25 protein-coding genes are annotated in these 25,159 nt (G+C 43.5%); 15 read left to right on the top strand and 10 right to left on the bottom strand.

Annotated elements, in window-relative coordinates; translation table 11 throughout:
* Positions 1–181: 181 nt before the first annotated feature.
* On the bottom strand, positions 182–727 hold the full coding sequence (gene ruvC, locus FTU87_RS08560; RefSeq protein WP_004278925.1) for a crossover junction endodeoxyribonuclease RuvC: 546 nt from the start codon (positions 725–727) through the stop codon (positions 182–184).
* A 125-nt stretch (positions 728–852) separates the two neighbouring features.
* Here ruvC and FTU87_RS08555 point away from each other — a divergent pair, with 125 nt between their 5' ends.
* Complete coding sequence (locus FTU87_RS08555) at positions 853–1,419, top strand: FxsA family protein (protein ID WP_005170309.1); 567 nt, start codon at positions 853–855, stop codon at positions 1,417–1,419.
* A 126-nt stretch (positions 1,420–1,545) separates the two neighbouring features.
* Complete coding sequence (locus tag FTU87_RS08550) at positions 1,546–2,184, top strand: LysE family transporter (protein WP_159138587.1); 639 nt, start codon at positions 1,546–1,548, stop codon at positions 2,182–2,184.
* Here the strand turns inward: FTU87_RS08550 and FTU87_RS08545 are convergent.
* From FTU87_RS08545 to ahpF, 3 genes are all read right to left on the bottom strand, one after another.
* Positions 2,168–2,368: a hypothetical protein gene (locus FTU87_RS08545; protein WP_100329909.1), complete on the bottom strand. Its 201-nt coding sequence runs from the start codon at positions 2,366–2,368 to the stop codon at positions 2,168–2,170. The two genes, FTU87_RS08550 and FTU87_RS08545, sit on opposite strands and share 17 nt — an antisense overlap.
* A gap of 146 nt (positions 2,369–2,514) precedes the next feature.
* Positions 2,515–2,763, bottom strand: coding sequence for a hypothetical protein (locus tag FTU87_RS08540; protein WP_005097376.1), 249 nt, complete (start codon positions 2,761–2,763; stop codon positions 2,515–2,517).
* A 271-nt stretch (positions 2,764–3,034) separates the two neighbouring features.
* Positions 3,035–4,600, bottom strand: a complete 1,566-nt coding sequence (ahpF, locus tag FTU87_RS08535) for an alkyl hydroperoxide reductase subunit F (protein ID WP_100355383.1) — start codon at positions 4,598–4,600, stop codon at positions 3,035–3,037.
* A 234-nt stretch (positions 4,601–4,834) separates the two neighbouring features.
* On the opposite strand from ahpF, the gene FTU87_RS08530 reads away from it, so the two are divergent.
* On the top strand, positions 4,835–5,053 hold the full coding sequence (locus FTU87_RS08530; protein ID WP_005097373.1) for a DUF1653 domain-containing protein: 219 nt from the start codon (positions 4,835–4,837) through the stop codon (positions 5,051–5,053).
* Between the two features lie 24 nt (positions 5,054–5,077).
* On the top strand, positions 5,078–5,677 hold the full coding sequence (locus FTU87_RS08525) for an O-methyltransferase (RefSeq protein ID WP_005097372.1): 600 nt from the start codon (positions 5,078–5,080) through the stop codon (positions 5,675–5,677).
* Between the two features lie 2 nt (positions 5,678–5,679).
* On the opposite strand, the gene FTU87_RS08520 is transcribed toward FTU87_RS08525, so the two are convergent.
* Positions 5,680–5,886, bottom strand: coding sequence for a KTSC domain-containing protein (locus FTU87_RS08520; protein WP_005170323.1), 207 nt, complete (start codon positions 5,884–5,886; stop codon positions 5,680–5,682).
* Between the two features lie 308 nt (positions 5,887–6,194).
* Positions 6,195–6,758, bottom strand: coding sequence for an alkyl hydroperoxide reductase subunit C (ahpC, locus tag FTU87_RS08515; RefSeq protein WP_005097370.1), 564 nt, complete (start codon positions 6,756–6,758; stop codon positions 6,195–6,197).
* Between the two features lie 489 nt (positions 6,759–7,247).
* Here ahpC and hrpA point away from each other — a divergent pair, with 489 nt between their 5' ends.
* From hrpA to FTU87_RS08485, 6 genes are all read left to right on the top strand, one after another.
* Positions 7,248–11,171, top strand: a complete 3,924-nt coding sequence (hrpA, locus tag FTU87_RS08510) for an ATP-dependent RNA helicase HrpA (protein ID WP_180096989.1) — start codon at positions 7,248–7,250, stop codon at positions 11,169–11,171.
* Positions 11,172–11,201: 30 nt separating this feature from the next.
* Positions 11,202–12,311: a beta-ketoacyl-ACP synthase III gene (locus FTU87_RS08505; RefSeq protein ID WP_180096988.1), complete on the top strand. Its 1,110-nt coding sequence runs from the start codon at positions 11,202–11,204 to the stop codon at positions 12,309–12,311.
* 26 nt (positions 12,312–12,337) lie between these two features.
* On the top strand, positions 12,338–13,114 hold the full coding sequence (locus tag FTU87_RS08500; protein WP_180040990.1) for a 1-acyl-sn-glycerol-3-phosphate acyltransferase: 777 nt from the start codon (positions 12,338–12,340) through the stop codon (positions 13,112–13,114).
* 161 nt (positions 13,115–13,275) lie between these two features.
* On the top strand, positions 13,276–15,282 hold the full coding sequence (locus FTU87_RS08495) for a hypothetical protein (RefSeq protein WP_180096987.1): 2,007 nt from the start codon (positions 13,276–13,278) through the stop codon (positions 15,280–15,282).
* An 89-nt stretch (positions 15,283–15,371) separates the two neighbouring features.
* A complete protein-coding gene (locus tag FTU87_RS08490) occupies positions 15,372–17,087 on the top strand; it encodes an AAA family ATPase (RefSeq protein ID WP_180096986.1) in 1,716 nt (571 codons plus the stop codon).
* A gap of 30 nt (positions 17,088–17,117) precedes the next feature.
* Positions 17,118–17,444, top strand: coding sequence for a gamma-glutamylcyclotransferase family protein (locus tag FTU87_RS08485; RefSeq protein WP_100355378.1), 327 nt, complete (start codon positions 17,118–17,120; stop codon positions 17,442–17,444).
* Between the two features lie 272 nt (positions 17,445–17,716).
* Here FTU87_RS08485 and FTU87_RS08480 read toward each other — a convergent pair whose 3' ends face one another.
* Positions 17,717–18,169, bottom strand: coding sequence for a DUF441 domain-containing protein (locus FTU87_RS08480; RefSeq protein ID WP_005097358.1), 453 nt, complete (start codon positions 18,167–18,169; stop codon positions 17,717–17,719).
* Between the two features lie 139 nt (positions 18,170–18,308).
* Here FTU87_RS08480 and FTU87_RS08475 point away from each other — a divergent pair, with 139 nt between their 5' ends.
* A complete protein-coding gene (locus tag FTU87_RS08475) occupies positions 18,309–19,019 on the top strand; it encodes a pseudouridine synthase (RefSeq protein WP_005097357.1) in 711 nt (236 codons plus the stop codon).
* Positions 19,020–19,058: 39 nt separating this feature from the next.
* On the opposite strand, the gene FTU87_RS08470 is transcribed toward FTU87_RS08475, so the two are convergent.
* From FTU87_RS08470 to FTU87_RS08460, 3 genes are all read right to left on the bottom strand, one after another.
* A complete protein-coding gene (locus tag FTU87_RS08470; RefSeq protein ID WP_159516028.1) occupies positions 19,059–19,502 on the bottom strand; it encodes an N-acetyltransferase in 444 nt (147 codons plus the stop codon).
* A 97-nt stretch (positions 19,503–19,599) separates the two neighbouring features.
* Positions 19,600–19,947, bottom strand: a complete 348-nt coding sequence (locus tag FTU87_RS08465) for a type II toxin-antitoxin system RelB/DinJ family antitoxin (protein ID WP_005097354.1) — start codon at positions 19,945–19,947, stop codon at positions 19,600–19,602.
* A gap of 114 nt (positions 19,948–20,061) precedes the next feature.
* A complete protein-coding gene (locus FTU87_RS08460; RefSeq protein WP_180096985.1) occupies positions 20,062–20,970 on the bottom strand; it encodes a pseudouridine synthase in 909 nt (302 codons plus the stop codon).
* Between the two features lie 125 nt (positions 20,971–21,095).
* Here FTU87_RS08460 and tsaE point away from each other — a divergent pair, with 125 nt between their 5' ends.
* The 4 genes from tsaE to hfq all read left to right on the top strand — a co-directional run bounded on the left by tsaE (position 21,096) and on the right by hfq (position 25,120).
* Complete coding sequence (gene tsaE / locus FTU87_RS08455) at positions 21,096–21,575, top strand: tRNA (adenosine(37)-N6)-threonylcarbamoyltransferase complex ATPase subunit type 1 TsaE (RefSeq protein ID WP_005097351.1); 480 nt, start codon at positions 21,096–21,098, stop codon at positions 21,573–21,575.
* Positions 21,565–23,541 carry a DNA mismatch repair endonuclease MutL gene (gene mutL, locus FTU87_RS08450; RefSeq protein ID WP_005170358.1) on the top strand — a complete coding sequence of 659 codons (1,977 nt, stop codon included), beginning with the start codon at positions 21,565–21,567 and terminating at the stop codon, positions 23,539–23,541. Before tsaE ends, mutL begins: the two co-directional genes overlap by 11 nt.
* Positions 23,542–23,547: 6 nt before the next feature.
* Positions 23,548–24,492: a tRNA (adenosine(37)-N6)-dimethylallyltransferase MiaA gene (gene miaA, locus FTU87_RS08445; RefSeq protein WP_005097348.1), complete on the top strand. Its 945-nt coding sequence runs from the start codon at positions 23,548–23,550 to the stop codon at positions 24,490–24,492.
* A 94-nt stretch (positions 24,493–24,586) separates the two neighbouring features.
* The gene (hfq, locus tag FTU87_RS08440; protein WP_074383259.1) at positions 24,587–25,120 is read left to right on the top strand and encodes an RNA chaperone Hfq; all 534 of its coding nucleotides are present in this window, start codon (positions 24,587–24,589) and stop codon (positions 25,118–25,120) included.
* Positions 25,121–25,159 lie beyond the last annotated feature (39 nt).

The following is a 25,159-nucleotide window of genomic DNA, read 5'->3' as shown; positions in this document are numbered from 1 at the left end:
TAGGTGAAAAATTTAAGTAGTGGCGAAGTGGAGGCTGTTATTGTTGGCGCAGATTCACCGCTTCAGGAAATGATTGCACGAAGTTGGCAAAGGGCCTGCTTCTGCAATCGGACAAGCAATTATTCCAGAGCATCTGCAATCCGACTTAGGTATTCAAGGCTTTAAAATACTGCGCTAAACATTAACGACGACGGCTGCTGACCCGACTGCGGCCACGTGCCATGCCGCCCAAAGCATTGAGTACCGCCATTTTACTCATACTACCTGAGGCATGTGCATGACAAATGGCAGCCGCCAGTGCATCGGCGGCATCCTGTTGCGGTTTGATGCTGAGTTTTAAAATATTCATCACCATCATCTGTACCTGCTCTTTATCGGCAGCGCCATAACCCACTACAGACTGCTTGATCTGGCGCGCCGTATATTCAGCAACTTTTAAATCCAGATTGACCAGCGCGGCAACAGCAGCACCACGGGCCTGACCCAGTTTCAAGGCAGAATCCGGATTTTGTGCCATAAAGACCTGTTCTACTGCGGCTTCTGTTGGGCCATAAAATTTTACAATCCGCTCTACACCGGCAAAAATTCGTTTTAAACGTTCAGGCATTTCCGTGGTTTCGGTGCGGATCGTACCGGCATCGACAAAAGTCAGTTTGGAGCCGTCTTTTTCGATAATTCCGTAACCGGTTAAACGAGAACCGGGGTCAATCCCAATAATTAATGACATGCCTGCACTTTAAAAATAGAATAATGCCCATATTGTTACATAAGCGTATCAAAAAAGCTTGATCCTGATGAAGCAGTTGATTACATCATCCTATTATTTATTTTACTGAGATTAGATTAATTTTCATGAAATTATTTCTTATTATCCTTGCAGGCTTAATCCTAGAAGTATTTGTCTGGATTGGCGTGGGTGACCTCGTCGGGAGCATGTGGTACGTATTTTTCTGGTTTGTCGCTGCATTTTTTATTGGTATGAACCTGATCCGTAAATATTCGGCCGGTGTGATGCCACAGATGCAGCAAATGCAAATGGGGCAGATGAATGCAGATCCTGCATTAACAGGAAATTTACCTAAAATTTTAGCAGGCTTCTTCCTGCTTCTTCCTGGCTTAATTAGCGATGTACTGGCGGTATTAATGCTGATTCCAGCCGTGCAGCAGGTATTTAAAGCTGCCATGATGAAGGCGATGATGAAACGTCAGCAGGCCATGATGGAAAAAATGATGGGTGGCATGATGGGCGATATGGGGGGGGCGCAAGGCCAGAACCCCTTTGCCGAGATGATGCGTCAAATGCAGGATATGCAAAACCAGCAAGCAGGTCGTGGTGATTCAACCATCATTGATGGTGAAGCGCGTGAAGTGAAGCCTGAAGCGAAAAAAATTGAAATGAAAGATATCAATCCAAAATAAGATATCCATCTGCAAAGTTCAAAAGGTTGTATTTAAACCGAATCTGATGATTCGGTTTTTTATTGGAATATTCTCATTAGTTTGAACAAACGTTATAATCATTTTTTATAATTTAACGCTATTTTAATGTCTCTGCTTTTTACCATCTGCCTTCTACATTTTGTTGCTCAACTAAGTCCTGGCCCTGATATTCTACTGATCGCCAAAAGTGCTGCATCTACCACACGCCAAAATGCCCTGAAAATTATTGCAGGTATTTCGGCCGGTATTATCGTGTGGGTGGTACTGACACTGGCCGGATTTACCGTTTTAATCGAGCAGTTTCCATGGGTCCAGCAGGTCTTGATGCTGCTCGGTGGAATATTTCTGGCAAAAATGGGCTGGACAATGCTCAAGGGTGGTGTGCGCAGTTTTAGGAATAAACATCAGCCCGAAGATGATTCCAATGAACTGGCACAACCCGAAAATTACTTTATGTTGGGTCTATGGACCAACCTCTCTAATCCTAAAACGCTGATCTATTTTAGCAGCGTATTTTCACTGGCACTGAGTTCATCAGCCTCGGAATATCTGAAAGCACAACTCGCGGTGATTATTCCCTTGCAGACTTTTATCACTTTCGCTTTACTCATGTTGCTGATTTCACAGCCGAAAATTAAAGCTCTGTATCAGCGTTCAGGGAGTTATATTGATATCGTTTCAGGCGGGCTATTTTTACTCTTTGCGTTATGGTTATGGTATGACGCGCTTATTTTGATGAATTAACTGGATGATCATCCAAAGTGGATTCGGTGGGTTTAAGTGAAGAAGACACTAAATTTTCTTGTGTTTTAATCGCTGTTTGATAGCGGTTGGGTCTTAAGCTGGTTTCGGTATTTTCAGAACCCTGATAGCTACGGCTACGGTTGGCACGCTCGCGTAATCCACCTTTTTTAATTAACTGAACCATTGCATATCTCCCATTCCAAGATCTGCTATTGTAAATCAAATCTGGCAGCTATGAAGCTGTTTTTCTGCATAGCGATACTGGTATTAAAGCACTATAAAAAAAGACCTATTTTTCGGAACAGGTCTCTCAATCAGAGCTAAATAAAATTAACGAAGGCCTTTATTTTCTTCTTGTAAAACATCGAGTATAGAGTGTTGTACGGGAACTTCTTGTTGTTGTGATTGCACATAGACGTGCACCACTTTAAATACGATCGCTGTAGCAAGACAGGCCACCAGACACAAAATCCAGAAGCCAAAAGGACTGCGAATATGATGCGAACCGCAATCTGGACATGATTTTTCTGTAGATTCCACTACTTTTTCGCAGCAGGCACATTGATATTGGTAGTGCATTGTTCTTCTCCCAGGATGTTATCCTTTTTTATTCTTCGATCATGAAAGATGATTTGTCACCCTATCATAGGAGAGCTTTCGCAGGCTTGCAATACGAGATTATCGACAGTTACAGACCATCTATACAGAATCAAAATTAATGACATGCTTATGACAAGATTAGCAAGAAGATGAATGGACGCAGTGCTTATAAAATATACTGAATTTAAACCGGTAGTTATTGAAAAATAAAGCCCGCTTCAAGCGGGCTTTATTAGGGTTTTGTTAAGGATTACTGACCTGAGCGGATGATGTAATCAAATGCAGACAGTGATGCTTTCGCGCCTTCACCGGTGGCAATGATGATCTGCTTATACGGAACAGTAGTACAGTCACCCGCAGCAAATACACCTTTCACATTGGTTTCGTTACGCTCATTAATCAGGATCTCACCACGATTTGACAATTCAACCGCTGTTGCTTTTAAGAAATCGGTATTCGGCAACAAACCAATCTGTACGAAGATACCAGCCAATTCAACAGTGTGCTCTTGGTCAGTTGTACGGTCTTTGTATTTCAGTGCAGTCACTTGTGAACCGTCACCCACCACTTCAGTCGACAAGGCATTTTTAATCACCGTGGTGTTTGGCAAGCTTGTTAATTTGTCTTGCAATACCTGATCCGCACGAAGCTTGCTATCAAACTCAACCAAAGTCACATGCTCTACAATCCCTGCAAGATCAATCGCAGCTTCAACACCAGAGTTACCCCCACCGATTACCGCAACACGTTTGCCTTTAAACAGAGGACCATCACAGTGTGGGCAGTAGGCCACACCACGGGTTTTGTATTCCTGCTCACCCGGAACATTCATTTCTCTCCAGCGTGCACCGGTCGACAGAATCACGGTTTTCGATTCCAGTTTGGCACCATTCTCTAAAGTGACTTCTACCAGACCATTCGTTGTTTCATCTGCACCTTTGATGTTAGAGACACGTTGCAGGTTCATGATGTCGACACCGTATTCACGTACATGTGCTTCCATTTCAGCAGCAAACTTGGGACCTTGGGTTTTCTGAATCGAGGTATAGTTTTCGATGTCCATGGTGTCCATGACCTGACCGCCCATGCGTTCAGCCACGATCCCGGTTTTAATCCCTTTACGTGCAGCATAGATCGCAGAGGTATTCCCTGCAGGACCACCACCAATCACCAATACATCAAAAGCATCTTTGGCATTGAGCTTTTCAGCCTCTTTTGCTGCAGAGTTGGTGTCCAGTTTTGCCACGATTTCTTCCAAAGTCATACGACCCTGACCGATATGCTGGTTGTCCTGGAACACCATCGGCACCGCCATGATTTTGCGTTCTTCCACTTCATCCTGAAAGAAGGCCCCATCAATCATGGTGGCTGTTGTACCCGGGTTGTAAATTGCAATCAGGTTTAAGGCTTGAACCACATCCGGACAGTTATGGCAGCTGAGTGATACGAATACATCGAAATCAGATTTGATTCCTAAGCCTTTAATCGACTCTAAAACTTCAGCAGATACTTTCGGTGCATAACCAGAGCTTTGCAGTAAAGCCAGAATCAGTGAGGTGAATTCATGCCCCATTGGCAGACCTGCGAAGTAGACACGTGGTTCTTCACCTGCTTTGGCAATACCAAAGCTTGGAGCACGTTGGTTTGTACCATCAAAGCGTGCAGTGACTAAATCAGATAATGCAGCCACTTCCTCAACCAGTTCTTTGATTTTTGCAGATTTGTCGGAATCATTTAAAGTCGCAACCAGTTCAATCGGGCTTTCCAGACGTTCGAGTAGTGTTTTTAATTGAGCTGAAGTATTTTGGTCTAACATGGCTAACGTCTCCAAAGGAATAAATATTTATTTGATAAAGCGATATTAGTGCATAAATCAAAATAGGTAAAACAGTTTGTTTTTATAATATCGATCGGAATTACTAATTTATTGAAAAATGCATCATTAATTTCAGATTTTTATATGGCGTTAGAATAAGAATTTTCAAGTAATTTAACTTGATATTTGCTTAATTCAGTTAGTATTAGGCATCTATAACAGGAGGGCTGAATCATGGAATTACAGCGCGGAATTTATCAGCATTATAAAGGGCAGCTTTATCAGGTGTTGCATGTCGCCACGCACAGTGAAACTGAAGAAAAGCTGGTGGTTTATCAATGTCTCTATGGGGATTATTCGATTTGGGTGCGCCCTTTAACAATGTTCACTGAAACCATTACCACCAACGATGATCGTGAAGTGGAACGCTTTAAATTAATTCAGGCGCTTTAAGCTAAAAAAGCTCAGGGAGGGGCTATGCTAAATCCAGATGAATTTGAAAAATTCATGCATGAATTATATGAAAAATTTCATATGCATGATCTCAAGCAGACAGATCGACTGCAACGATATCGCAATATAGAACCAGAATCAGGTCGATTTTTATCCATGTTGATTTGTGCCCAGCAAGCCAAAGATATTTTGGAAATTGGTACATCCACAGGCTATTCGACTTTATGGCTAGCTGAAGCTGCTCAGCATACCCAAGCAGTGATAACCACACTGGAAATAGATAAAGCACGTGTCACTCAAGCGAAACACTATGCAAATACATTGGGTTTTGAGCATCTTATTGATTTTAAAGTGATGGATGCGCAGCAATATCTAGAAGCTTCACAGCAACAGTTTGATTTTATTTTACTGGATGCAGAGCGCGATGCCTATCTAGGCTATTGGAAGCATTTGGCTCGATTACTCAAGCCAAAATGTGGGATGCTTGTGGTGGATAATGTCATTTCACATGCAGCAGAAGTGGAAGAGTTTATTCATCTGATTCAGCAAGATCAGCGTTTTATCATCAGCACTGTACCGATCGGTGCGGGTCTGCTGATGGTCGGATATCGTGAATCGCATTAGTTTTAATCCATACAGACTTTATTGAAATGTAAATTATATTCAAGATATTTATGTACGAAAGCAGCTTTATCGTCACGTCTGAGCAGGTTGTCATAAATAAATTCGGGTACAGGATGATAGAGTTCCTTATGGCCATTACTATAAACGATTTTCAGGTGGCGGCTTGAGGGATTATATTTCCATGAAATCACTGTAAGCAGTTTTTGCATATGCGTTCCTCCACTGAATATTTATTTTCTTATCATTTGAACTTATGCCATGCCGTGCTGTAGATGTATAGCTATATTGTAAGAATGGGCAGAGGATTGTAAGAAAATAGCTGCAGCGAGAAATTAAAACTTATTCAGCGCAGTTTGATAGATCGCAAAGAAATAGACGATTCAAGCAATTTCGGGATAAATACACACACTCAATCTGCGTGTAAACATTACTTCTAAAATAAATAAATCAAATCAAAAGTTATAAAAAACCACGCTAAAGAGCGTGGTTTTTTTGAGTCAGTTTAATCTAATTAAAATTAGATTTTACCCACTAGGTCGATTGAAGGAGCAAGAGTTGCATCGCCTTCTTTCCATTTAGCTGGGCAAACTTCGCCTGGGTGAGCATGTACATACTGAGCTGCTTTAACTTTACGAAGAAGTTCTTGAGCATCACGACCGATACCACCGGCGTTGATTTCAACGATTTGGATTTTACCTTCTGGATCGATGACGAAAGTACCACGATCAGCAAGGCCGTCAGCTTCGATTAATACGTCAAAGTTTTTAGCAAGCGTCCAGTTTGCATCACCAACCATTACATACTGGATTTTTTTGATTTCTTCTGAAGAATCGTGCCAAGCTTTGTGTGTGAAATGTGTGTCAGTAGAAACTGAGTAGATTTCAACGCCTAATTTTTGGAATTCAGCGTAGTTGTCAGCAAGGTCACCCAGTTCAGTTGGGCAAACGAAAGTGAAGTCAGCTGGGTAGAAGAATACTACAGACCATTTGCCTTTAAGGTCAGCTTCAGTTACTTCAATAAATTGGCCATTTTGGAATGCAGTTGCTTTAAATGGTTTAACTTCAGTATTAATTAAGCTCATCATTGTCTCCATGATTGAGGTTTGTTTTGAATTTCAATTAGCTTATAGAAATTTACTTTATTGGTGAAATGGTATTTTTACATTACAAAAATCGGAAAAACCGAATCATGTAAAAATTCTCCATTTTCACAAAATAGCTTTGTTCATTGAGCAGCATCAAGATGATGGCTTCATGACAAAATTATCTCTTTTTCCTCGTGCTAACAAACATGATGCTGAAACTGAAAAATTCAAGGGCAAATCAGGAAAAAAATCCTGTTTTCCTCAAAATACTCTCGATATCAATTTAAAAATTAGGTTTATGCTTAAACTTAATCATGTGGACAGGTGAGAGTAGCGGGGTAATTTGCTCGATTTACTACGCCGAATTAAGGGAAATGAGACGAGTAAAGCCAATTTGTCCGGCACTTAACAGAACTACGACTATCTGAAAGCTAATGAACCAAGTAAAATAAACTTTTCCGGTTTTTTGATGTGGGTGTTTTCTCTGTGCAGAGTCATTTAAATGTAGATCAATGGATAATGGCGCGTGACCGTCACCGTTTAAATCGACTGAAGAAGGGGAAAGATGCCAATGCCAAGCAGTATCAGGAACTATTTGAAAAATCCAATCTGAAAGTGCGGCAGCGGCTGGAACGTCTTCCAGACATCAAGCTGAATCAAGATTTGCCCGTTACCCAATACGCTGACAAGCTGATAGCCGCGATTCAAAAGCATCAGGTCATTATTGTGGCTGGCGAAACCGGTTCTGGTAAAACCACACAATTACCGCAAATTGCCATGCTGGCTGGACGCGGCCTGACTGGTCTGATTGGACATACCCAGCCACGCCGACTGGCGGCTCGAAGCGTATCACAGCGTATTGCTGAAGAAGTTGGCGAAAAACTCGGGGAATCAATTTCCTTTAAAGTGCGTTTTACTGAACAGGGTTCCCAAGATTCAATTGTACGCTTGATGACTGACGGTATTCTGCTTGCCGAACTGACGCATGACCGCTACCTAAGCAAATATGACACCATTATTATTGATGAAGCACATGAACGTTCGCTGAATATCGACTTCATTATGGGCTATCTGAAGCAGTTACTGCCGCGTCGTCCAGACCTGAAAGTCATCATTACGTCTGCCACACTGGATGTAAACCGTTTTAGTAATTACTTTAATGGTGCACCCATTTTTGAAGTAGAAGGCCGTAGTTTCCCGGTTGAACTGCGTTATCGCCCGATCTCGGAAATGAGCATTGGCGGCAGCGATGATGATGAATTTGATGACTTTGAAGAAAACTTGCCACGTGCAGTGGTTAAAGCAGTTGAAGAATGCTTCCAGGATGCCCAAGAAAAAGGCCATCCCGAACATGCCGATATCCTGATTTTTGCCAGTACAGAACAGGAAATTCGCGAGCTACAGGAAACCCTGATCAAGCATGGACCACGGCATACTGAAGTCTTAACCTTATTTGCCCGTTTAGCCTTGGCAGAGCAGCAAAAAATCTTTAATCCTTCCGGTGGTGGGCGACGTATTATTATTGCCACCAACGTCGCGGAAACAGCGTTGACTGTGCCGAATATCCGTTATGTAATTGATAGTGGTTTTGCGCGTATTTCACGTTATAACTATCGTTCACGGGTGCAGCGCCTGCCGATTGAAGCCGTTTCTCAGGCTGCAGCCAATCAGCGTAAAGGCCGTTGTGGTCGTATTGCGCCCGGTGTCTGTATCCGCCTGTATTCGGAAGATGACTTTCTAAGCCGTCCGGAATTTACTGAACCTGAAATCAAGCGTACCAATCTGGCATCGGTGATTTTGCAGATGCAGAGTCTGGGTTTAGGTTCGCTGGAGGACTTCGATTTTATCGAACCACCGGATCACCGTCTGGTGAATGATGGCCGTAAGTTGCTGATTGAGTTGGGGGCAATGGCCGAGAAAAATTCTCCTAAAACTGAAGATGATCAAGCAAATCCCTCTAAATCTCCCTTTGAGAAAGGGAGACTTCAAAGCAGTGGATTAACCAAAATCGGTCAGCAAATGGCAAAAATGCCGATTGACCCACGTCTGGCCCGTATGATTTTGGGTGGCGCACATTTTGGTGTTTTAAACGAAGTCTTGATTATTGTTGCGGCGCTCGCGGTGCAAGATCCGCGTGAACGTCCTGCAGACAAACAAATGCAGGCCGACCAGAAACATGCCTTGTTCCGTGAAGCTGATTCTGACTTTTTGTTCTATATAAAACTCTGGGAAACATTGCACGGCAATCGCGAAAGTATGAGTGAGAATAAACGCCGTACATTTGCGCGGAATCATTTCTTGAGCTGGCTGCGTTTACGTGAATGGAAAAAAACCCATGAACAACTGGTGGACTTGGCTCAAGGTCTAAAACTGTCATTTAATGACAAAGCTGCCAGTTATGAAAATCTGCATCGTGCATTACTCACCGGCTTATTGTCGTTTATTGCCAACAAGACCGATGAACGTAATGTGTTTATGGCGGTACGTCAGCAGAAAGCCCGGATTTTCCCGGCATCGACTTTGCATAAGAGCAATACGCCGTGGGTCATGGCTTTTGAGATGGTGGAAACCTCGCAAGTGTATTTACGCACTCTGGCCAAGATTGAACCGGAATGGATACTGCTAGCCGCCCGCGATCTGCTCAAGCATCATTATTTTGAACCGCACTGGTCGAAAAAAGCCGGTGTGGTGAACGCTTATGACCAGATTTCATTATTTGGTCTGATCATTGAGCCAAAACGAGCAATCAATTATGAAAAAGTCGATCAGGCTGCGGCGCATGAAATTTTCTTACGCGATGCTTTAACTACGGGTCATCTCGGTATTAGTCCGCCATTTTTAAAGCATAACTTGCTTAAACTGGAAGAAGTCGAACGGGTTGAGGATAAATTGCGTCGTCGTGATCTGGTGGTAGACGAAGAAACCATTTACCAGTTCTATGCATCTAAAGTGCCAGCTGAAGTGGCCAGCCGCCGTACTTTTGAAGATTGGCGGGCTACGGTTGAGCCTCAGCAGCCACGTTATTTATTTGTTGATGATGATGCATTATGGCTGAATCACCGTCCAACCACACAGCAATTTCCTGACTATTTACGTAATGGTGAACTTCGTCTGGCAGCGACCTATCGCTTTGACCCGAGTCATGATGAAGATGGCGCGACAGTTAAAATTCCACTGCAAGCCTTGGCTCAGGTAGATGAATCAATCTGGTCCTGGGGAATTCCAGGCTGGCGTCTGGACCTGATTGAAGCATTGCTAAAAGGCTTACCGAAGGACAAGCGCCGTAATCTGGTGCCAATTCCAGATACTGCACGAAAACTCATGGCAAAAGTCGATGTACAGGATCTGCAGAAACATATCTTTGGTTTCCTGGCGTTCCAGTTACGTGGCGATCAAATCACTGAGAAAGATTTCAGCTTTGACCGGGTCGAACAGTATCTGTTACCGTTTATTAAAGTCACTGATGAAAAAGGTCGTGTCATTGAACAGGGTCGTGATTTGTCAGAGCTGAAAGCACGTTGCCGGGCTGAAACCCATAGTCCGGTCAAGCAGCTGAAAGGTGAATTTAAAACCTTCCCGGAAAGTTTTGTGTTTGAAGCCTCACAAAAAGTCACGGGTGTCGTGGTCAAGCAGTATCAGGCGCTGGTGCCGACCAAAGCCTTTGCTGCACTGGAGCAAAAAGATGAGTCGGGCGTGGTGATTCAGACCTTTAACGATCAGGCGGAAGCGATCAAAAAACATCGTGAAGGGGTGATCCGACTGGTGCATATGCAACTGGGAGACCTGATTCGCCAGTTAAAAAAACAGATCTCCAAACCTTTGGCACTGGCTTATTCGCCACTCGGTGACAAGGCCCAACTAGAACAAATGTTAGTTTATGCCACACTGCAAGTGTCCATGAATGAGCTACCTGTCAATGCGCAAGAGTTCCAAAAACTGGTTGAAGATGTAAAAAAATCTTTCTTAAGTCATGGGCAAGTTACCCTGAAAGAGATTACAGATATTTATATCCAGTGGCAGGAAATCCGCCGGAAATTATTGGTTTTAGACCATTCTGTGTTTGAGAAAAATATCAATGATATTGAAGATCAACTTGATTTAATGAATCTTTCTGACTTTGTATATCTTAAACCATCCGATGTATGGATCGAATTTCCACGTTATTTGAAAGCCTTGATCTTGCGTTTAGACCGCTTGCCCAATAATCTACAAAGGGACAATTCCGCCATTGACCAAATTGATCAATGGATGGAAAAATTGTTCAAGTTTAAAGATGACCCTCGTCTGAAAGAATTGTATTTCATGGTCGAGGAGTTAAGAATCTCATTGTTTTCACAACCGATGAAAACAAAAGCACCCGTGTCTCCAACTCGCTTGCAAAAAGTATGGGATCGTCTTGGAATCAGTTAAGATATAGGTAATTCAGAGAAGGAGTTTTACATGGGCATCCGCATTACGGGTACGGGCTTATTCCATCCGGAAAATGTCATCACCAATGAAGAATTAGTTGAAAGTTTAAATGCTTATGTGGAACTGTTTAATCACGAAAATGCTGACAAAATCGCTGCAGGCGAAGTTGAAGCACGTCGTGGTTCTAGCGCAGACTTTATTGAAAAAGCATCTGGCGTACAACGCCGTTATGTCGTAGAAAAATCAGGTATTCTTGATCCAAAACGCTTACGTCCTAATTTACCTGAACGTGCAGATGATGAAATTTCACTGCAGGCAGAATGGGGCGTAATCGCAGCCAAACAGGCGATGGAAAATGCCGGTGTGACTGCCGAAGATATTGATATCGTGATCCTGTCATGCTCGAATTTGCAACGTGCTTATCCTGCCGTAGCCATCGAGATTCAAACCGCTCTAGGTATCAAAGGCTATGCCTATGACATGAACGTGGCGTGTTCTGCAGCAACATTTGGTCTGAAACAGGCTTATGATGCGATCAAAGCTGGCGCGCGCCGTGTGTTATTGGTGAATGTAGAAATTACCTCTGCACATACCGATTTCCGTTCACGTGACTGTCACTTTATTTTTGGTGATGTGGCAACCGCTTCAATTATTGAAAATACTGACAGCAAAACCGGTTTTGAAATTCTTGATTCTGAGTTATTTACCCAGTTCTCGAATAACATCCGCAATAACTTTGGTTTCTTGAATACCTCTGAAAATGCTGACATTGACGACAAACGTTTCCGTCAGGATGGTCGTAAGGTATTTAAAGAAGTCTGTCCACTGGTTGCGAAAATGATTACTGCGCAACTGGAGAAGAATCAGATTGAGCCGACAGGTGTTAAACGCTTCTGGTTACACCAGGCCAATGCCAGCATGAATGAACTGATCCTGAAACTGGTCGTTGGTAAAGAAAATGCCAAACCTGGTTTGGTACCGATCATTCTGAATGAGTTTGCCAACACTTCTTCTGCTGGGGTGATCATCGCCTTACACCGTACTGCACATGAAGTTGAAGATGGTGAATACGGCGTGTTGTGTTCATTTGGTGCGGGTTATTCGGTAGGTTCGATTCTGGTCCAAAAGCGCGTGGCATAATCCGGAGTCAATAGGGAGCAGACAACTTGCAGGTCAAACATGATGGACAATGGATTAGACGCTTAAGTGCCTTATCCAAATTATATTTTACCCCTACCTTTTTAGGGGCTGAATATATGGATGCCAGTCGACCTGCAATGTATGTCGGTAATCATTCCATGTATGGCATCTTTGATGCGCCGATGCTGATTGATTACCTCTACAACGAACATAAGGTGGCTGTGGTCAGTATTGCAGATCATAGCCATTTTTATGTGCCGTTGTGGCGTGAAGCCGTGAAAAAGTTTGGTGCCATTGATGGAACACAAGCCTATGTGCGTGCTGCAATGCAGCAAGGCTATTCCATTCTGGTCTTTCCGGGTGGCGGTCGTGAAGTGCTCAAACGTCAGGGTGAGCAGTATCAGCTGATCTGGAAGCAGCGTTACGGCTTTTTAAAGCTGGCGCAAGAATTCAACTATGATCTTGTCCCTTTTGCCGCTCTCGGTGCGGATGAGGTCTATGAGATTGGCTTTAATGCCAATAAGATTATCCAGCATAAGTATTTTCAAACACTACTTAAAATACCACAACTCAATAAATTACTACGTCAGGGCGATGTGATTCCTTCTCTGCCCAAACACCTGTTGCCAAAACGCTTGCCCTTTTATTTTCAGTTTATGCCGCGACTATCGATTGCTCAGGTGCAGACGCAAGAGGAGCTGGTTGAGTTTCGGCATAGCTTGCAACAGCATATTTATACGGGTTTGGCAGCGCTCACTGTGCAGCGTCAGCAAGACCAGCAGGCAACCGAATCCTCGTTGTAAATCCAAGTTGTGACATATTGAGATGCGCTATATTTAGAAGTCATCCTGCAGTGCTGTTTTATTGTGCGAGTACTGCCATAATGTATGGTCAAATAGTCACTGATCGATGATCGAGGGCTCAACATGATTCAATATAAAAATAAAATAATATAGGTGCGTATATGGAACAGGGTGGTTGGGTAGCGCCGTTAAAATTGCTGGCACAACAATGTTTGAGGATTTCTCCGGAGTTGAACCAGCTTTATCTGGATCAGATGGCGATGATTGGTCATCTGACTGCACAAAATCTATTAAAAATTCAGCAGGGTCAATACCGGATTGAATTGCTGGACGGGTTGTTCTATATCCAGTTTTATACTGCATATGCACTGGACTCTGGAACTGCACCCGTTTTGGTCGAGAGTCATTTTTATTTTCAGCAATACAAAGCAGAAGCGCTAGAAGAATTTTTTTTACAGGATATCTATTTCCTGACTGGGGACTTGAAACCGCAGCATTCGCTGTATTTACGTGACAAAGCCAAGCAATTACGCAAACTGATTCTGAACCAGGTCTATGAAGCGGTAAATGGCCCAGCACGGGTATTGGCATTCCTGCGACAGATGTCGGTGCTTCAGGCTGAGATTATTGATCATCATTTAATAGAGGCCGGGTTGTATACAACACCAGTCATGCAAAACGTTGTTCTGGACGAACAGGATATTCCCCCGCAAATTCTTGAAAGCTTGCAACAGGCTTTTTCTTTGGCATTTCTACAGCAGGATGAGTTCCTGTCCATCCAGTCCTTAATGGACACTCTGGATGAATTCTGTTTTAGTGCCGCACAGCTTTTGCATCCGGCGACGTTTCGGATTATGTCCTTGTCTTTTGAAGAGCGTTTTAATTTACATGAACTGAATGATCACAGCGATGATATTCGGCTGTTGTATCGACATGCCGAGGAGCAGAGCCACCTGCTCGGTTTTGTCCGTTTGATGAATCGTGAGGTCTGGCATCGCGATGACTTATTAGCCAAACGAAATTTTCTGGAAAATCATCCCTATTTATGGCAAAAAAAGGTGGCCCGATTACCACTATTTGACTGTCATCGTGCAGTGAACTGGATTTTCAGGCAACCAGCCGAAGTGGTGGACTGGATCAGTGGCAATATTCAGCACAGCAGCGTGCGGGTGGCAGTGACGGCCTTAAGTTTTGTAGACAGCCATCATATTCATCCGCAGATTATTCTGGCGACCTTGCAATATTTTCAATATGTTTCTGCGCGACTGTTTATTCATAGCATGCATGAATATGCAATCCAGCATGACTGGTTTCAACATCAGCATAATCAGGCGGTGGTCTTAAAAGGCACACGTCAATCGATGGATGATCAGCGGATTGCAATCACTCCCTCGATTCTGTATCTAGACGAATGGATAGAATTGCTGCGTAACGTGGTCAAAATGGATGATCAGATCACCAAGAAAGTCTATTTGCAACTGAGCCGGGTGATGCAGGCATATATGCAGCATCTATATAAAATTACCGCGCATCTTCCAGAAGAAGTCTTGGCCTATATTCAGCCTCAAAGCCAGCAGAATCGGGATTTCTATCATGTGTTGCAGCGCTATCGGATTCCTTTTGTCGAATTTAGACAGCTGTTTTATTTACACAGTGGACATGTGCGTGAGTCTGTATTTGACAGTTATGTGCGTGACTATCTGGTGGAATATTTTTCCAGTCATAACGAGATTCCGAAAAACCTCAGCTGGAGTGGATTATTCGCTCAGGCCGTGATCTGGCATGATCAGATTCAGAAGCAGGAAATGATGGCCAAGCTGAAAAAAGAGTTTGCGCTCGTAACTTGGTCACCTTTGACGCAGGCCTCATTTTTATTATATTTCAACTGGCGTTTTGAGGAGCTTAAAAATCTGGATCGTATTCTGGAAGAATCCAAGGTTTTCAGGAACTGTCTGGCTGCCAGTTATGCCCAGCAGATTATTGAAGGGCAATATGTGGCCTTTCGCATGTCGCATCCGGATGTGCGTTTACCTTTAATTCTGGGCTGTCGAATCGTCAATGGGCAAGTGATCTTCGATCAGTTGGAATATCCGAACAATCAAAAGGCAGAAGCTGAATATAGCAATATCGCGATGCATTTTATCAACTGGCTCAACTTGCAGGCTTAAGTGCAAGATTAAGTGGTTTTCCGCCATGACGCTTAACTTTTCTGCCAAAAATCGTTAGGCTATAGCCGTTCTTTCACGGTATTGCTCTTATGAAACAGGAAACTGCCCTTAAGTTACTCAAAGCAGGAGAAAATGTCTTTTTAACCGGTTCTGCGGGTGCAGGAAAAACCTATACGCTGAATCAATATATTAATTATTTAAAAGCGCGTAAAGTCGCCGTCGCGATTACGGCATCGACCGGTATTGCAGCCACGCATATGAATGGTATGACCATTCACACCTGGGCCGGCATTGGGATTAAAGACTTTTTGTCCGAAGATGACTTAAAGCGCATGAAAGAGCGTAAATACTTAAAAGAACATCTGGAAAATGCCCAAGTTCTGATTATTGATGAAATTTCCATGCTGCATGCCAAGCAGCTGAATCTGGTCAATCAGGTGCTGAAATATTTTAAGGACAGTGATGAAGCCTTTGGCGGTATTCAGGTAATTGTGGCCGGGGATTTTTTCCAGTTGCCGCCAGTCGGTAAGAATGACGAGCGTAATCGCGATAAATTCTGCTTTATGTCGGAAGCCTGGGTAGAAGCCAAGTTTCGGGTCTGTTATCTGACCGAGCAGCATCGTCAGGGCAATGATTATCTGAATGACATCCTGAATGCGATCCGTGCGCAGGCGATTAGCCATGAACATCGCACGGCTTTACAGGCAACCCGACATCAAGAAATCGGCGATACCTATACGCGTCTGTATACCCATAATATGGATGTGGATAGTCTTAACTTTAAACATCTGAATGAAATTGACAATGATCCGCGCCAGTTTGATGCCCAGTGTGATGGCAATGAAAAGCTGATTGAAACTTTAAAATCTTCAGTACGTGCACCAGAAGCCTTAACCTTGAAAAAGCATGCCAAAGTCATGTTTGTAAAAAATAACTTTGATATGGGCTATATCAACGGCAGTCTGGGTGAAGTGATCAGTTTTGAAGAAGACGATGAATATGGTGTGCTGCCCAAAGTAAAACTGACCGATGGCACGACCTTGGTGGTGGAGCCGGAAACCTGGTCGGTAGACAATGAAGCTGGTAAGACTATTGCCAGTTTCCAGCAAATTCCTTTACGCTTGGCCTGGGCGATTACCATTCATAAATCTCAAGGGATGACCTTGGAAGCAGCAGAAATTGATCTGAGTCATACTTTCGAGAAAGGTCAAGGTTATGTGGCGTTGTCACGGTTGAAAAGCTTAAATGGCTTACGTTTAAAAGGCTTTAATGAACAGGCTTTGGAACTTGACAGTTTAGCGATTAAAGCTGATCGCCGTTTTCAGGAACTTTCTGCTGAAGCCGAAGCGAATTTTGAAAATGTCGATTTGACTGCGCAGCATAAAGCCTTTATCCGTCACTGCGGTGGCACATTGAATGAAGCAGAAATCCAGCGCAATGAAAAGAAAATTTCCAAGAGTGGCACGAAGCAGAGTTATGCCACTGCCACACTGGATGAAACCCGAGCACTGTTTGAAGAAGGCTATGAAGTTGCGGATATCGCGACTGAACGTGGTCTGACGCCAGCGACAATCATTAATCATCTAGGCCGTTTACACAAAGAGCAGGGACTGGATATTTCGGTGGCTCATCCGGGTGAGGAAGTGGTGGAGCAGGTGCGTAAAATTTATAAACGCTTAACCAAACGTCAAAGTGCTGAGCATTTTAATGATGATGGCTCGATTAAGTTGCGCCCGATTGTAGAACTTACCACGCCTAAAATGGCCTATGACCAAGTCCGTCTGGCACTGTTATTTGTAGAGTAATCCCCGAAATGATCCTTCAGAACTTTTAAGATGCATAGTTTATTCGTATACGGCACGCTTCGTCCGCAGCAACCCAATGCCCATGTCATGGAGCGGATTGGGGGAAGCTGGAAAGCCGCTTATATCCGTGGGCATTTGCAACAGCGTGGCTGGGGGGCTGAATTTGGTAGCCCGGGCATTCAGCTCAGTGATTCGGGCGAGACTGTTCAGGGTTATGTATTTATATCTGACCATCTTCCCCAATATTGGGAAGAGCTGGATGCGTTTGAAGGTGATGAATATCAACGGATTCCGGTTAAAGTATATTTGGAAAATGGCGAGATGATAGAAAGTTTGGTTTATGCCTTAAAAGATTAGGCTTGGATTTGTCATGCAGTAAATTTCAAATTTTTATCAGGTCACAGCTTGTTAAAGATCATTCTATTTTTTTGTATCGCTTTTATTTTAGCTTGGAAAGCTTACAACCAAGATGAATCTTCCGTTGATCTGATGACATATCCTGAGCAAGCTTGAAACACTGCTTTAAAGCTTGGTGCAAGGTAATCAATAGATGACCTGCATATTATAGGTCATGTGATGTATTTTTGAGAAATCTTTGCATACTGGTGATGCGTGCTGATGATTTGAATCTATTGCGTACCAATCAATAAGGATAAAATCCCGGCTGCAATCAGCGGCCCAACAGGTACGCCGCGTAACACCGCCACACCTGCTACAGTACCAATCAATAAGCCCGCGACAATATCCGGTTGATTCGACATCAGTTTCACACCGCGGCCACCGAGCCAAGCCACAAAAACACCAATGGCAATGGCCAGTAAAGATTTCCAGCTGAGAAATGACTTGAGAATACTTTCTCCGGCAATTTTGCCACTCGCAATCGGTGCCAATACCCCGATGGTTAAAATAATAATTCCAATATTCAAACCATGTTGTTGTACATAAGGCAACAGGTCGTGTAGCGGGGTAATTTTAAGAACAATCAGTACCGCTGCAGCGATGGTGACAGCACTATTGTGACTGAATATACCACAGGCCAGTAATACCAAAAGAACCATCAAATTTAAATCGAGTTGTGACATGGGCGGGAGAGGAAACATGGAAAATGCCACCATTGTAGAGCGTTTCAGCTGGTGATACGAAGAAAATAAGCGAAGCAATCAATTTAGGTGTGTTTCAGGATAGAATGCACAACTCTTCACGCGATACAGGTTTAAGCAGATGCTATTGGAAAAAATGTTGCAGTCACAAGGTTTCGGTTCCCGCAAGCATTGTCAGCAATTGATTAAAAATGGTGCTGTTTCTATCCAGAATGAAGTGATTGATCATCCTAAACATAAACTGGATTTGAATGATTTAGACTTCGAGGTCTATGGCAAGGCCCATCGCTATCGAGAGAAAGTCTATATCGCTTTAAACAAACCGCAGGACTATGAGTGTTCGCATCAGGCCACGCATCATTTTAGTGTGTTTGATCTGTTTGATGAGATGCTGCTGAATCGTGGCATTCAATGCGTGGGTCGTCTGGATCAGGACACCACCGGACTGTTATTGTTGACTGATGATGGCCAGTTTCTGCAAGCGTTAACACATCCGAAAAAACATGTGGCCAAAGTTTATCAAATGCAAACGGCAGATCCAGTCACTGATGCTCAGCTACAGCAACTGGAACAAGGCGTTGAGCTACGCAATGAAAAAGGTATTTTTGCAGCCACTGAAGTGATACGTCTGTCTGAAAGCCGTCTGCAAATGAGCATTCATCAAGGGGTATATCATCAGGTGAAACGCATGCTGGCAGCCGTCGGAAATAAAGTCGAGCAATTGCATCGTGCTCAAATTGGTGCTTTGGCTCTGCCTGAGCTGGCTGAAGGAGAATGGATCTATTTAAATGCAGAACAGGTGGCTTTGGCAAAATTCCGTTCAGAAGAATAATTGAGTTATTCTTCTCAAGTTTATTTGAACGATCAGATTTTATCTCAGGAAACAATGATAGGTCTGAAACTCATTATCCTTAATAAATCCCATAGATTCATACAATTCATGCGATTGGTAATTGTTCTTTTGGGTTTCCAGGCTAATTCTTAAGGCCTGTTCATGTTTGGCAAATAAAATTGCGGTATCAATCAGTTGTCTGGCTGCACCCTGACGCCGAAATATCGGGGTGATATAGACATCATCCAGAATATAATAGGTCGAGCAGGCCACCGAAGAAAAACCCAGATACAGGATAATAAAGCCGGTAAAAGTATCATCTTTGGTATTAATGAAAATGACGGTCTGTCCATCTTCAAAACGTTGTTTTAAAAATTGGTAGGAGAGTTCGGGGTTAGAGGAGGTGCCATAAAATTGTCGATATTCATCGAATAATATCGCAAGCTGATTCAGGTCTGCTGATTGAGCGCGTCGTACGAGCATTGCATCCTCCATGCTAATTTTTTATTCATTATCAGCATCAAGCATAGCGAAGTTTGTCAGTGGCCGGCTTTAGAAATTGTTCGGAAATGCAACAATGTTAAATTTTGTCGCTTTCACCTAAAATGGCATTCAGTTCTTCAAATAAATCCAGATGATCATCATCGAGCTGGATTTCCTGATCATCCAGAGAATTGAGTGTTGAATTTGGCAAGCTGCTTTGCCCATTCTGGATCTCATTTTGCTTCAGTTTGCGCAGTCGGATCAGTTGTTCCAGATTAATATTCTGGTTTTCAATCGAGAAGGGGATCGATTTGGTAATCACCACCTGTTTGAAAAAAAGACGCACGGCCTGAGCTGGCGTAATCCCCAATTGCTTAAATACCGCAAAGGCTTGTTTCTTCTCTTGCGAGTCCAAGCGAATTTGATAAACTTCAGTTTTTCTCATAATATTTTTAAAGCTTTAAATTACTTAACTTTTCGCCTTTATTCTAATCAATTACGTTTGAAATTCAATCTTAAAGCGACCGATTTTAGAAAATAATCTGTAATGACAAGCGATTTACAGTGTCAATTCAAGTTGCGAGCTGAAATTCATGCTTTTCTGCGTGATCGGATCGATGAATTGAATATGTTTGGCCAATAAACTTAAAGGGGCAGAAAAATCATCTTCCGCCTTGTGTGCTACCTGTGGATAAAAGGGATCGTGCTGAATCGGAATACCCAGATGATTCAAGTGCACGCGTAATTGGTGCTGTTTGCCAGTGTGTGGTTTCAGTTCATATTTGGCCCATTCTTTATTATGTTCTAACAGCTGGATTGCCGTTTCGCTATTGGCTTCGCCGTTGACCACCTGCATGGTATAGAAGGGCTGACCTTTTTCCATTCTTAATCGTGTGATCAATGGAAATTCTAAATCAGCCTTGTATGCTGCAATCGCATGGTAGGTCTTCTGCACTTGCCGTGTGGCAAACATCTGTTGATACAGGCCACGAGATTCTACATATTTTGAAATGAGAACCACGCCGGCCGTTTCACGGTCTAGCCGGTGAATCGGTGTTAAATGTTCATTGCCTGTTTGTTTTTTGAGACGAACCAGCAAGGTTTCCTGTACATACTGACCGGTCGGACTCATGGTCAAAAAGTGCGGTTTATCGATCACCATGAAATGCTCATTTTCAAATAAAATCTGATGTTGAAAAGGAACATGCACTTCATGTGCCAAAAATCGATAATAAAAACAATGACTATTGGCCTGAAATGGACTTTCTGTGCTTAATTGATGGCCCTGCGCATCATAGACCAGACCTTTGGCGAAACGGGCTTGCCATTCATCTGCTGCGATATGCGCAAATTGCGTGCATAAATAAGCAAAAACTGTCGGGGGTGCATCTAGACTATCCTGCAAGAACACTTTACTGGCACTGACCCCATTTAACATGGGCGGATTAAACTCAACAGTCGGATGCATGGCAGGCAGATCAACCTCTCAGAAACAGAAATGGTGAAAAAATACAGTTTCTCACACAGGTGAATAGGCTTTTAAAGCGTGGCGATGCTATCATATTTATTCTTTTGCATCATGTCGTGAGTAATATGCCTTATTCATTTAATGTCACTTTAAATCATGAAGACGATACCCAGAAACTGGCCAAGGTTCTGGCCGAAAATTTCCCTGCGGGAGTCGTATATCTGATCGGTGATTTGGGGGCAGGAAAAACGACCTTAACGCGCTATTATTTGCAACAGCTGGGTCATCAAGGTTCGGTGAAAAGTCCGACTTATACGCTGGTCGAACCGTATCAGATCAATGGGCAGGATATTTTTCACTTTGACCTGTACCGTCTGAATGACCCCTATGAACTCGAATTGATGGGAATCCGGGATTATCTGGAAACTCCGAATGCGCTATTTTTATTTGAATGGCCCTCCAAAGGTGGCGATGAAATTCCGCAAGCTGACCTGATTATTGAAATTTTAAAATCTGAAGATGAACTGACCCGTACTGCAAGCCTGATTTCCTCTAATCTTGCTTTGCGAGAGGCTTTGGAGCGTCAATTTTCACATGTCGAATGATTTAAGCCTACGCCGTATCCGTGCCCTTGATCCTGCGCTGGCCAACCAGATTGCTGCAGGTGAGGTGATTGAACGTCCGGCATCCGTGGTCAAGGAATTACTGGAAAACTCGATTGATGCGGGTGCGACCGAGCTGATCATCCGGGTGGAACAGGGTGGCAGTACCTTAATTGAAATTATGGATAACGGCCGTGGTATTCATGCTGAAGATCTGGCATTGGCCGTCATGCGTCATGCCACCAGCAAGATCCAGAGCGCTGATGAACTGTATGCGATCAGCAGTTTAGGCTTTCGTGGAGAAGCGCTGGCATCGATTGCAGCAGTCTCACGCCTGACCATGATCAGCAGTCAAAATGAGGATGGCATTGGTTATCAGGTAGAGGTAAACGGTACGGCTTTTGATCATCAGCAGATTCAAGCGGTCGCGGCTTCGAAAGGGACGCATATCCGGGTTCAGGATTTATTTTTTAATGTGCCTGCGCGGCGTAAATTCTTAAAGAAACCGGGCACTGAATTTGGCCACATTGAAGAAATTGTACGCCGTATGGCACTGACGCATTTTGATATCCGGTTTGTGCTGGAACATAATGAAAGCATCAAGCTGAATTTACCCGTGGCGGACAGCGGTGCTTTACGTTTCCAGCGGGTACAGCAGTTATTGGGTCGTCAGTTCACTGAAAATGCTTATTGGATCGATGCTGACAGTATAAACATGCGTTTATCAGGCTGGCTTGGTCATCCCTCAGATGCGCGTGCACAGGCCGACTTGCAATATGTCTATGTCAATGGCCGGATTGTCAAAGACAAAACCATTTCTCATGCCTTGCGGATGGCTTATGATGGCATTTTGCATGGCCATCAACATGCGGCTTATTTGCTGTTTTTAGAAGTTGATCCTGAAAATGTTGATGTCAATGTCCATCCCACTAAGCATGAAATTCGCTTTCTGAATCAGCGTGAAGTACATGAGTTTGTACGGCATTATGCCAAAGAAACTCTGGCACAATTCCAGACGGCAACTGCTGATTTAGCAACTGCGATGAAAGTTGATGATGAACCTGTTGCACTTGTACCGCAACCGCGTTATCAGGAACAGTTTAGCCTGCACCAGACTGCGCATGCGCAGCAGCAATTATCCTCTAACCTACCTGTAGCTGCTAAAGATGAAAATGAGGCATCGGATGTCCTGACCGACTTTGAATCTTCGCGGCCGCAAACGGTACATTATGCGCGAGACTATAATGCGTCTTATGCAGGCTCGCAGCAGCTGAATAATGCCCTGCAAAGCTATCTGGCACCGCTGCGTGATCAAGCGTCTGCCTATGAGCCACAAGTTGCAGAGCAAGCCTTGCAAAGTCATATACAGGCCAAAGTCGATGAACATCCACTCGGGATTGCGATTGCCCAGTTACATGGGATTTATATTCTGGCACAAAATACCGAAGGGCTGATCATTGTGGATATGCATGCAGCACATGAGCGGATTGTCTTGCAGCAAATGAAATCGGCTTGGGATAAACCTGAATTCTGGACATCACAGCAATTGCTGATTCCCAAAGTGGTCAACATCACTCGAATGCAGGCGATGCGGGTCGAAGAACTCAAAGAGCAGTTAATGCGTTTGGGGCTTGAAATTGACCAGTATGGTGATGAACAGGTGATTGTGCGTGGCGTACCTGCCATTTTGCACAAAGCAGATTTTGATGCACTGATTCCCGAGCTGTTAAATGATCTGGATCCGAATGATCAGGTACAGGGTCTATTGCAGAAACGTGACCAGATTCTGGCAGGTATGGCCTGTCATGGTGCAGTACGTGCGCATCGCATTTTAAGCCTGTCTGAAATGAATGCTTTACTGCGTCAGATGGAACACACTGAATTTGCCAGTCAATGTAATCATGGCCGTCCGACTTGGCGCGCTTTTCCATTGAATAAACTAGACAAACTTTTTGCTCGAGGAGAGTAGTTTTACATGTCCAATCAATTGCCGGTCATCAATTTAATGGGGCCAACTGCAAGTGGCAAAACCGCTTTGGCATGTGAACTGTATGAGCAGGGAAAATTCGAGCTGATTTCAGTCGATTCTGCGCTGGTTTATCGGGAAATGGATATTGGAACAGCCAAGCCTTCTAAAGAGGAACTGGCGCGCTATCCGCACCATCTGATCGATATTATCAGTCCGCTTGAAGTCTATTCTGCGGCAAACTTTGTTGAAGATGCTTGCCGGTTAATTGATGATATTCATGCACGTGGTAAAACACCGATATTGGTGGGCGGAACCATGCTGTATTTTAAAGCCTTACTTGAGGGGTTGTCAGATAATCTGCCCAGTGCCGACTATACGATTCGTGCTGAAATTGAAGCCAAAGGCGAGCGAGAAGGTTGGGAGACTGTTTATGCAGAATTAAGTGCCGTAGATCCCGTTGCTGCGGAGAAATTCAAGGTTAGTGACAAGCAGCGTATTATTCGTGCCTTAGAAGTGTTTAAACTGACCGGTGAGCCGATTACAAAACTACAGGCAGAGCAACCTAAAAATTTACCATATCGTTACAGTTTTTATAACTATGCACTTATGCCAGATCGGTTAGAATTACACGGGCGTATTGAACAACGTCTGCAAATGATGTGGAAAAACGGTTTTTTAAATGAAGTTGTTAGTTTAATTGAAAAATACGATTTTAATGAAAATCTACCTTCTATGCGTTCGGTAGGTTACCGTCAAGCTATAGAATTCTTAAAAAATGCTGACAAAACCAAGGAGAAGCAACAGGAAATGGAGGATAAAGCTTTATTTGCGACACGACAACTTGCAAAACGTCAATATACGTGGCTGAGGTCTTTGCAAGAAAAGCATAAATTTACAACATATTTTACGCTACAGCAGGCTCAACAAGACTTGCGAAACTGTCACGGATAAAGCAAAATTTAGGGACTATCTTTTTTATAATTTTTAATTGAAAAATAGAGATAGTTTTTGCGCTGATTTTTAATTTTTTTTTTGGAGTTATAACATGTCTAAAGGTCAAACTTTACAAGATCCATTCTTGAATTCTCTCCGTAAGGAACGTATCCCAGTATCTATCTTCCTGGTAAACGGTATTAAATTACAAGGTCATATCGAGTCTTTCGACCAATACGTGGTTTTATTAAAAAATACAGTAAGCCAAATGGTTTATAAGCATGCAATTTCAACTGTAGTGCCTGCACGTAATCCTCGTCCTGCTGGTGCGCCTGCTGGTCCACAAGGTGCTGGCTTTGGCGGTCAAGGTGCTACTGGTGGTTTCGGTGGCGGTCAAGGTGCTGGCTTTGGTGGTCAAGGTGGCTTCGGTGGCGGTCAAGGTGCTGGCTTTGGTGGTCAAGGTGGCTTCGGTGGCGGTCAAGGCGCTGGCTTTGGTGGTCAAGGTGGCGGCTTTGGTGGTCAAGGCGGCTTCGGTGGCGGTCAAGGTGCTGGCTTCGGTGGTCAAGGTGGCTTTGGTGGTCAAGGCGCTGGCTTTGACAACGATACTAAATTTGAAGATACTCAAGACGACGAAAATAATCGTTAATCGAGTCTGAAAATTAAAAAAACCTCTCATCGAGAGGTT

Origin of the sequence: Acinetobacter sp. YH12156, assembly GCF_013418235.1 — a bacterium.
Taxonomy (GTDB): Bacteria; Pseudomonadota; Gammaproteobacteria; order Pseudomonadales; family Moraxellaceae; genus Acinetobacter; species Acinetobacter pseudolwoffii.
This window is presented reverse-complemented; position numbering and strand designations above follow the sequence as displayed.

What these genes read in the sequence shown, in the direction of transcription:
- ruvC (WP_004278925.1), bottom strand. Translation starts at nt 727, where the DNA reads ATGTCATTAATTATTGGGATTGACCCCGGTTCTCGTTTAACCGGTTAC.
- FTU87_RS08555 (WP_005170309.1), top strand. Translation starts at nt 853, where the DNA reads ATGAAATTATTTCTTATTATCCTTGCAGGCTTAATCCTAGAAGTATTT.
- FTU87_RS08550 (WP_159138587.1), top strand. Translation starts at nt 1,546, where the DNA reads ATGTCTCTGCTTTTTACCATCTGCCTTCTACATTTTGTTGCTCAACTA.
- FTU87_RS08545 (WP_100329909.1), bottom strand. Translation starts at nt 2,368, where the DNA reads ATGGTTCAGTTAATTAAAAAAGGTGGATTACGCGAGCGTGCCAACCGT.
- FTU87_RS08540 (WP_005097376.1), bottom strand. Translation starts at nt 2,763, where the DNA reads ATGCACTACCAATATCAATGTGCCTGCTGCGAAAAAGTAGTGGAATCT.
- ahpF (WP_100355383.1), bottom strand. Translation starts at nt 4,600, where the DNA reads ATGTTAGACCAAAATACTTCAGCTCAATTAAAAACACTACTCGAACGT.
- FTU87_RS08530 (WP_005097373.1), top strand. Translation starts at nt 4,835, where the DNA reads ATGGAATTACAGCGCGGAATTTATCAGCATTATAAAGGGCAGCTTTAT.
- FTU87_RS08525 (WP_005097372.1), top strand. Translation starts at nt 5,078, where the DNA reads ATGCTAAATCCAGATGAATTTGAAAAATTCATGCATGAATTATATGAA.
- FTU87_RS08520 (WP_005170323.1), bottom strand. Translation starts at nt 5,886, where the DNA reads ATGCAAAAACTGCTTACAGTGATTTCATGGAAATATAATCCCTCAAGC.
- ahpC (WP_005097370.1), bottom strand. Translation starts at nt 6,758, where the DNA reads ATGAGCTTAATTAATACTGAAGTTAAACCATTTAAAGCAACTGCATTC.
- FTU87_RS08505 (WP_180096988.1), top strand. Translation starts at nt 11,202, where the DNA reads ATGGGCATCCGCATTACGGGTACGGGCTTATTCCATCCGGAAAATGTC.
- FTU87_RS08495 (WP_180096987.1), top strand. Translation starts at nt 13,276, where the DNA reads ATGGAACAGGGTGGTTGGGTAGCGCCGTTAAAATTGCTGGCACAACAA.
- FTU87_RS08490 (WP_180096986.1), top strand. Translation starts at nt 15,372, where the DNA reads ATGAAACAGGAAACTGCCCTTAAGTTACTCAAAGCAGGAGAAAATGTC.
- FTU87_RS08485 (WP_100355378.1), top strand. Translation starts at nt 17,118, where the DNA reads ATGCATAGTTTATTCGTATACGGCACGCTTCGTCCGCAGCAACCCAAT.
- FTU87_RS08480 (WP_005097358.1), bottom strand. Translation starts at nt 18,169, where the DNA reads ATGTCACAACTCGATTTAAATTTGATGGTTCTTTTGGTATTACTGGCC.
- FTU87_RS08475 (WP_005097357.1), top strand. Translation starts at nt 18,309, where the DNA reads ATGCTATTGGAAAAAATGTTGCAGTCACAAGGTTTCGGTTCCCGCAAG.
- FTU87_RS08470 (WP_159516028.1), bottom strand. Translation starts at nt 19,502, where the DNA reads ATGCTCGTACGACGCGCTCAATCAGCAGACCTGAATCAGCTTGCGATA.
- FTU87_RS08465 (WP_005097354.1), bottom strand. Translation starts at nt 19,947, where the DNA reads ATGAGAAAAACTGAAGTTTATCAAATTCGCTTGGACTCGCAAGAGAAG.
- FTU87_RS08460 (WP_180096985.1), bottom strand. Translation starts at nt 20,970, where the DNA reads ATGCATCCGACTGTTGAGTTTAATCCGCCCATGTTAAATGGGGTCAGT.
- tsaE (WP_005097351.1), top strand. Translation starts at nt 21,096, where the DNA reads ATGCCTTATTCATTTAATGTCACTTTAAATCATGAAGACGATACCCAG.
- mutL (WP_005170358.1), top strand. Translation starts at nt 21,565, where the DNA reads ATGTCGAATGATTTAAGCCTACGCCGTATCCGTGCCCTTGATCCTGCG.
- miaA (WP_005097348.1), top strand. Translation starts at nt 23,548, where the DNA reads ATGTCCAATCAATTGCCGGTCATCAATTTAATGGGGCCAACTGCAAGT.
- hfq (WP_074383259.1), top strand. Translation starts at nt 24,587, where the DNA reads ATGTCTAAAGGTCAAACTTTACAAGATCCATTCTTGAATTCTCTCCGT.